Source organism: Rubellimicrobium thermophilum DSM 16684, assembly GCF_000442315.1.
Lineage (GTDB): Bacteria > Pseudomonadota > Alphaproteobacteria > Rhodobacterales > Rhodobacteraceae > Rubellimicrobium > Rubellimicrobium thermophilum.
Genome location: NZ_KE557320.1, coordinates 1,229,317 through 1,235,431, shown reverse-complemented (window position 1 = coordinate 1,235,431; position 6,115 = coordinate 1,229,317). Strand labels below are relative to the sequence as shown.

Genomic DNA, 6,115 nt, shown 5'->3' with positions numbered 1-6,115 from the left:
CCCCCCCCCCCCCCCCCCCCCCCCCGCCGTGCCCGCGCCCGGCGCCCGTGACCGCATGCCCGCCCAGCGGGCGCGGGCCGCGCTGCCGCGGGCCATTCCCGGGACGGCGCTGCCCGGCATGCCGGCCATGCCGGGATCGGAGCCCCGGCCCGAATCGGCCGAGCGTCGCGCCGCCGAGATCCTGCGCATCCAGCAAGACATCGCCCGCCGCCGCCGCCGCCGGGCGGCGCTGCTGCTGGCGCGGCTGTTCGTCTTCGTGATGCTGCCCACGCTTCTTGCGGGCTACTACTTCGCGCGTGTCGCCACGCCGATGTACGCCACCCAGTCCGAATTCGTCATCCAGAAGGCCGAGGCACAGGGCGCCATGGCCGCCGCCGGGCTGGGCGGGCTGTTCCAGGGCACCTCCATGGCGACCCAGCAGGACAGCATGACGGTGCAGGCCTACCTCTCCTCGCGCGAGGCGATGCAGCGCCTCGATGCCGAGCATGGCTTCCGCGCCGCCTTCTCCGATCCCTCGATCGACCCCATCCAGCGACTGCCGGCGGATGCCTCGAACGAGGAGCTCTACGACCTCTACCGCAAGCATGTGAAGATCTCTTACGATCCGACCGAAGGCATCGTGAAGATGGAGGTCATCGCCCCCGACCCCCATCTGAGCCAGCAGTTCAGCGAGGCCCTGCTGCGCTATGCCGAGGAACGGGTGGATGCCATCACCCAGCGCCTGCGCGAGGATCAGATGAAGGGCGCCCGCGAGAGCTATGAGGCGGCCGAGGCGCGGCGCGCCCAGGCCCTGGCCGACTGGCTGCGGATCCAGCAGGAAGTGCGCCAGATCGACCCCGTGGGCGAAACCGCCGCCCGCACGAGCCAGATCAGCGCGCTCGAGACCGAGCGCCAGCGGCTCCAGCTCGAGCTGCAGACGCGCCTCTCCGTGGCCCGGCCCAACCAGGCCCAGGTGGAGGCGCTGCGCACCCAGATCGCCAATATCGAAAGGCTGATCGCCGATCTGCGCGAGGAGATGACCCAGGCCTCGGAAGAGGGGGCCTCGCTGGCTGCACGCAACACGGAACTGCGCGTCGCCGAGGAGAACTACGCCTTCCAGACGATCCTGGTGCAGCAGGCCCTGACGCAGATGGAAGCCGCCCAGATCGAGGCCAACCGGCAGGTGCGTTACCTGAGCCTCGGCGTGGAGCCGGTCGCGCCCGACGAGGCAACCTACCCTCGCGTCTTCGAGAACACGGTTCTGGCCTTCCTGATCTCTGCCGGGCTCTACCTGATGATGTCGCTGACCGCCTCGATCCTGCGGGAACAGGTCACAAGCTGACCCTGCCCCCTCCTGCGGGACAGGCCCGACCCCCCTTCCGGCGGTCGCCGCTCCGCCGGACACGGGCCGCAGACCCGCGGCCCCCGCTCTGGCCCCCGCTCTGGCCCCCGCCCGCGGCGGCCCGCTCCAACCGGGGGCTGTCATCCCCCCGGAGCCCCGCCGCGCCCTCAGGGCCACATCGCCAGGGGCGGCAGGCTCATCAGCACCGCCTCGGCGTCATGACCCCAGGCGAGGCGGGATTACCGCGCCGGCCTTTGCGCCGGGACGGGATGGAATCGCTTGCCGGAAAGGCTGCATGCCGGCATCGCTGTGGTCCGTGGCGCATCTTGCGGATCGGGGGGGGGGCGGACGATGGACGGTCAGGGGTTTCAGTGTCAGGTCGTCTCGCGGACGACAGGCGAGCTCTACGAGATTCATCTGTCGCGGAAGGACGGCCGCCTGACCTGCCGCTGCACCTGCCCTGCGGCCCGCAATGGCCGGCTCTGCAAGCATCGGCTGAGCCTTCTTGACGGGGATCTGTCGGATGTCCGTTCCCCCGGATCCCCGGATCGCGAGACGATCCTGGATCTCCTCAGGGGAACGGAGGTCGAGGCGCTCATCGGGGAACTGCGCGAGATGGAGAGCCGCAAGGCCGCGATCGAGGCGGCCATCCGGGGCCTCAAGGACAGGCTGGGGCGGCAGCTCGACGGCTGAAGGGGCCGGGATCCCGGGCGCCGATCCCCGCCCGCGGCTCCTCGTGGAAGATCGGGGCGGCGGACCGGAACGGGACGGGGCGGGGAAACGTTTCCCTCCCGAACCGCAAGGGAGAACGGCATGCGACGGATCCTTGTCTTCGGGGCGGAAGGGGCGACCGGGCGGCGGCTGGTGCAACAGGCCGCGGCGGCCGGCCATGTCCTGCGCGCCTCCGAACGCCTCTTTCGCGACCGGGCCGCCCTGCCCGACGCTGTGGAGGCGGTCGAGGCGGATGTCCTGTCGGACGATCTGCGCCCCCTCATGCGCGGGATGGATGCGGTGGTCTCCTGTCTCGGGGTGCCGAACGACCCGCGCACGCTGATCGACCCTCCGCCCCTCTATGTCGAGGGAACCGCCCGGATCGTCGAGGCGATGCAGGCAGAGGGCGTGCCGCGGATCGTGGTCATGTCGGCCGCCTTCGTCGCCGTGAGCCGCGGGCCGGTGCTGTTCCGCCGCGCGGTCATCCCGTCGCTGACGCGGGTGCTCGATCAGATGCGGGGAATGGAGGCGCTGCTGCGCGTCTCGGGGCTCGACTGGACGGCGGTGCGGCCGGGCTGGCTCATGGACGCCGAGGCGACGGGCGATGCCTGGGTGGGGGCGGAGCCCTTTCCCGAGCACCTCATCCGCGCGCGGACAGGGGATGTGGCGGCGCTGCTGCTCGACTGTGCGGCCCGCGATGCCTGGCTGGGCCAGACGCCCTTCATCGTCCGCGACGAACCCGATGCGGAGGAAGGCAATCTGAAGGTGGCGCTGGAGATGCTGGCCTGAGATGCCGGCCTGAGAGGGCAGGGGGTCAGGCGGCATCCTCGGTCAGGCCGAGCCCGCATTCGGCCAGTTCGATCCGAAGGCCGCCGAAGCGGTCGCGGCTCAGGTAATAGACCGTGTCGCGCAGGCCGAAATCCGCGCCGCCGGGATAGTGGAACACGGGGCGCCACCAGACGCGCAGACGGCCGTTGCGCGGCAGTTCCACCGCCGAGACCCGCGCCTCGACATGGAGCAGGCCGGCGGCGAGGGCGGTTTCGCGCAGGCGGGCGAGGGGGGTGATGAGATCCTCCGGCCGCCGCATCACGAGCGGGGCGCCAGGCAGGAAGCCCGGGGCCGGGAAGGCGAAGGATCGGGCGTAGGTTTCGAGATCACCGGAAAGGAACAGGGCGGCCTGCCTTTCCAGGAAGGCCGCGACGGAACGGGACATGCGAACGGGATACCCAGGGGGAGGAATGCCCCGCGCTAGTCAATTTCCCGTCGGCGCGCTGTCCTGTCTGCGACAAGATCCGGCCTTTATGCGACATCAGGGCGTCCATGCTCAGGCGTCCATCGCCTCCAGCTCGTCGATCAGGCGTTCGATCATCGCCAGCCCCTTGTCCCAGAAGCGGGGATCGGAGGCATCGAGGCCGAAGGGGGCGAGAAGCTCGCGGTGATGGCGCGAGCCGCCGGCCCGGAGCATCTCGAAATACTTGTCGCGGAAGTCGGGATCGCCCTCCTCCCAGACGGCATAGAGCGCGTTCACCAGACCGTCGCCGAAGGCATAGGCATAGACGTAGAAGGGCGAGTGGACGAAATGGGGGATATAGGTCCAGAAGCTTTCATAGCCCGGCGCGAAGACGAAGGCATCGCCGAGCGATTCCGCCTGCACCGCCATCCAGAGCGCATTGATGTCCTCCACCGTCAGTTCGCCGAGGCGCCGCGCCGCATGGAGTTTCGATTCGAAATCGTAGAAGGCGATCTGACGGATGACGGTGTTGATCTGATCCTCGACCTTGCCGGCGAGCAGGGCCTTGCGTGCCTTCGCATCCGGCGCCTCGGCCAGCAGCTTGCGGAAGGTGAGCATCTCGCCGAAGACGCTGGCCGTCTCGGCGAGGGTGAGGGGCGTGGCCGAGAGCAGCTCGCCCTGTCCGGCGGCCAGGATCTGATGCACGCCGTGACCCAGCTCATGCGCGAGGGTCATGACATCGCGCGGCTTGCCCAGATAGTTGAGCATCACATAGGGATGCGCATCCGTGACGGTGGGATGGGCAAAGGCCCCCGGCGCCTTGCCCGGCTTCACCCCGGCATCGATCCAGCCCCGTCCGAAGAAGGGCCGGGCGAGATCGGCCAGACGGGGATCGAAGGCGGCATAGGCCTCGATGACGGTGCGTTCGGCCTCGGCCCAGGGGATGCGGCGGTCCTCCTCGAGGGGGAGGGGCGCGTTGCGGTCCCAGACCTCCAGCCGGTCGAGGCCCAGCCATTTCGCCTTGAGCCGGTAATAGCGGTGCGACAGCCGGGGATAGGCGGCGACTACCGCATCGCGCAGGGCCTGCACGACCTCCGGCTCGACATGGTTCGACAGATGGCGGGCGTGCTGGGGCGTGGGCAGGCCGCGCCAGCGGTCCTCGATCTCCTTCTCCTTGGCCAGCGTGTTGTGGATCCGGGCGAAGATGCGCGTCTGTTCGCCAAAGACGCGGGCCAGGGCGTGGAAGGCGGCCTCGCGCCGGCTGCGGTCGCGGTCGGTCAGCAGTTCAGCGCACCCTCGAGATTGAGCGTCTCGCCCTCCACCTCGAAGGTGAGGGCGGCGATGGTCTCGTCGAAGAGCCTGTTCCAGGCCGCCGCCCCGACGGTGGAGCGGTCGTGCAGGAAGCGCTCCAGCTCGTCGGAGAGCTGATAGGGCTTCATCGCCCGCATCCTCTCGAAGAGGGGGCGATAGCGGTTCAGCTCCGGGCTCTGGCCCAGAAGGGATTCGAGATGGGCCTCCTCGAGGCGGTTGAACTCGAGCGGCCAGAACACCAGCGCAGTGGTGAAGTCGGTCACGCGGTCCTGCGTGTCGGAGAGGAACTTGGCCCTCTCTCCATCCGTCGTGTGCTGGTAATAGCGCAGGCCGGCATAGGACATCAGCCGCCCGGCGACCTGTTCGATGCGTTCGTAGCGCAGCACGGCCCCCAGAAGGCCTGCCGCATCGAGCGTGGCCAGCCGGCCCTGGTAATCCGCGGCGAAGGCGCGGCAGGCCTCCTCCAGCCAGTCGAGATCCCGGCGGATCTCGGGCGCATCGGGGGCGGCATAGAGATCCGACAGATCCCATTCGGGGAGCGGGCCGAGCGCGGCGTCGCCGCCTGTGGCATGGGCGTCGAAGGCGGGGTGCGGCATGGTCTGTCCTTCCCTGATCTGCCCGGGATGTAGCGGCCGGCGCCCGGCGGGGGAAGGGCTGCCATGCCGGGCGGCTTGTCCCGGCTGACGTTTCGACATATCGGGAAGCATGGATGAATCGATGGCCATCTCCGCCCTCTCGGCCCTGGCCCAGACCACCCGTCTTGCGGCCTTCCGCCTGCTGATCCGGCAGGAGCCCGAGGGCCTTGCCGCCGGCGATCTGGCCCGGGCGCTGGGGGTGCCGCCCAACACCCTTTCAACCCATCTGGGCATTCTGGTGCGGGCCGGGCTGGTCATGGGGGAACGGCGCGGACGCGAGATGCGCTATCGTGCCCGTCTCGAAGGGCTGCGCGCCCTGACCCTGTTCCTGGCCGCCGATTGCTGCGGCGGCGACCGGGATCGCTGTGCCCCCCTGGTCGAGGCGATCCTGACCCCGTCCTGCCCCCCGAGAGGATGCGCGCCATGAGCCAGCCCCTGAATGTCCTGTTCCTCTGCACCGGCAATTCGGCCCGCTCGATCCTGGGCGAGGCGCTGGTCAACCGGCTGGGGCAGGGCAGGCTGCGCGGCTTTTCGGCCGGAAGCCGGCCGAAGGGGGCCGTGCATCCGATGACCCTCGAGGTGCTGGCACGGGCCGGCCTGCCCACGGAGGGGCTGCGCTCCAAGTCCTGGGACGAATTCGCCGCCGCCGCCGCGCCGCGCATGGATATCGTCATCACGGTCTGCGACGCCGCAGCGGGCGAGAGCTGCCCCCTCTGGCCCGGACAGCCGGTCAGGGCGCATTGGGGGATCGAGGATCCCGCCGCGGTCGAGGGGGCCGAAGACCGGCGCCGCGCCGCCTTCGAAACCGCGCTGGAGCGGATGCGGCAGCGGGTGGAGGCCCTGGCCGCGCTGCCCCTGGAGCGCCTCGACCGGGCCGCGCTTGGCGCGCATCTGCAACGGATCGGA

The 6,115-nt window shown here is 70.1% G+C and carries 6 protein-coding genes and 1 pseudogene; 5 read left to right on the top strand and 2 right to left on the bottom strand.

Going from position 1 to position 6,115, the window contains the following annotated elements; translation table 11 throughout:
* From RUTHE_RS06970 to RUTHE_RS06960, 3 genes are all read left to right on the top strand, one after another.
* The coding region (locus RUTHE_RS06970; protein ID WP_021097632.1) for a KpsE/RkpR family capsule polysaccharide export protein at positions 1-1,321 on the top strand (1,321 nt) is incomplete at its 5' end.
* A gap of 351 nt (positions 1,322-1,672) precedes the next feature.
* Positions 1,673-2,014: an SWIM zinc finger family protein gene (locus RUTHE_RS06965; protein ID WP_021097631.1), complete on the top strand. Its 342-nt coding sequence runs from the start codon at positions 1,673-1,675 to the stop codon at positions 2,012-2,014.
* Between the two features lie 120 nt (positions 2,015-2,134).
* A complete protein-coding gene (locus tag RUTHE_RS06960) occupies positions 2,135-2,821 on the top strand; it encodes an NAD(P)-dependent oxidoreductase (RefSeq protein ID WP_021097630.1) in 687 nt (228 codons plus the stop codon).
* Positions 2,822-2,846: 25 nt separating this feature from the next.
* On the opposite strand, the gene RUTHE_RS06955 is transcribed toward RUTHE_RS06960, so the two are convergent.
* A complete protein-coding gene (locus tag RUTHE_RS06955; protein ID WP_021097629.1) occupies positions 2,847-3,245 on the bottom strand; it encodes a hypothetical protein in 399 nt (132 codons plus the stop codon).
* A 111-nt stretch (positions 3,246-3,356) separates the two neighbouring features.
* Positions 3,357-5,170 (bottom strand): annotated as a pseudogene (locus RUTHE_RS06950) (M3 family oligoendopeptidase).
* A 121-nt stretch (positions 5,171-5,291) separates the two neighbouring features.
* On the opposite strand from RUTHE_RS06950, the gene RUTHE_RS06945 reads away from it, so the two are divergent.
* Together RUTHE_RS06945 and RUTHE_RS06940 are read left to right on the top strand one after the other, a co-directional pair.
* Positions 5,292-5,636 carry an ArsR/SmtB family transcription factor gene (locus RUTHE_RS06945; RefSeq protein ID WP_021097626.1) on the top strand — a complete coding sequence of 115 codons (345 nt, stop codon included), beginning with the start codon at positions 5,292-5,294 and terminating at the stop codon, positions 5,634-5,636.
* A partial coding sequence (locus tag RUTHE_RS06940; RefSeq protein ID WP_021097625.1) for an arsenate reductase ArsC occupies positions 5,633-6,115 on the top strand: 483 nt, incomplete at its 3' end. The genes RUTHE_RS06945 and RUTHE_RS06940, both read left to right, overlap by 4 nt.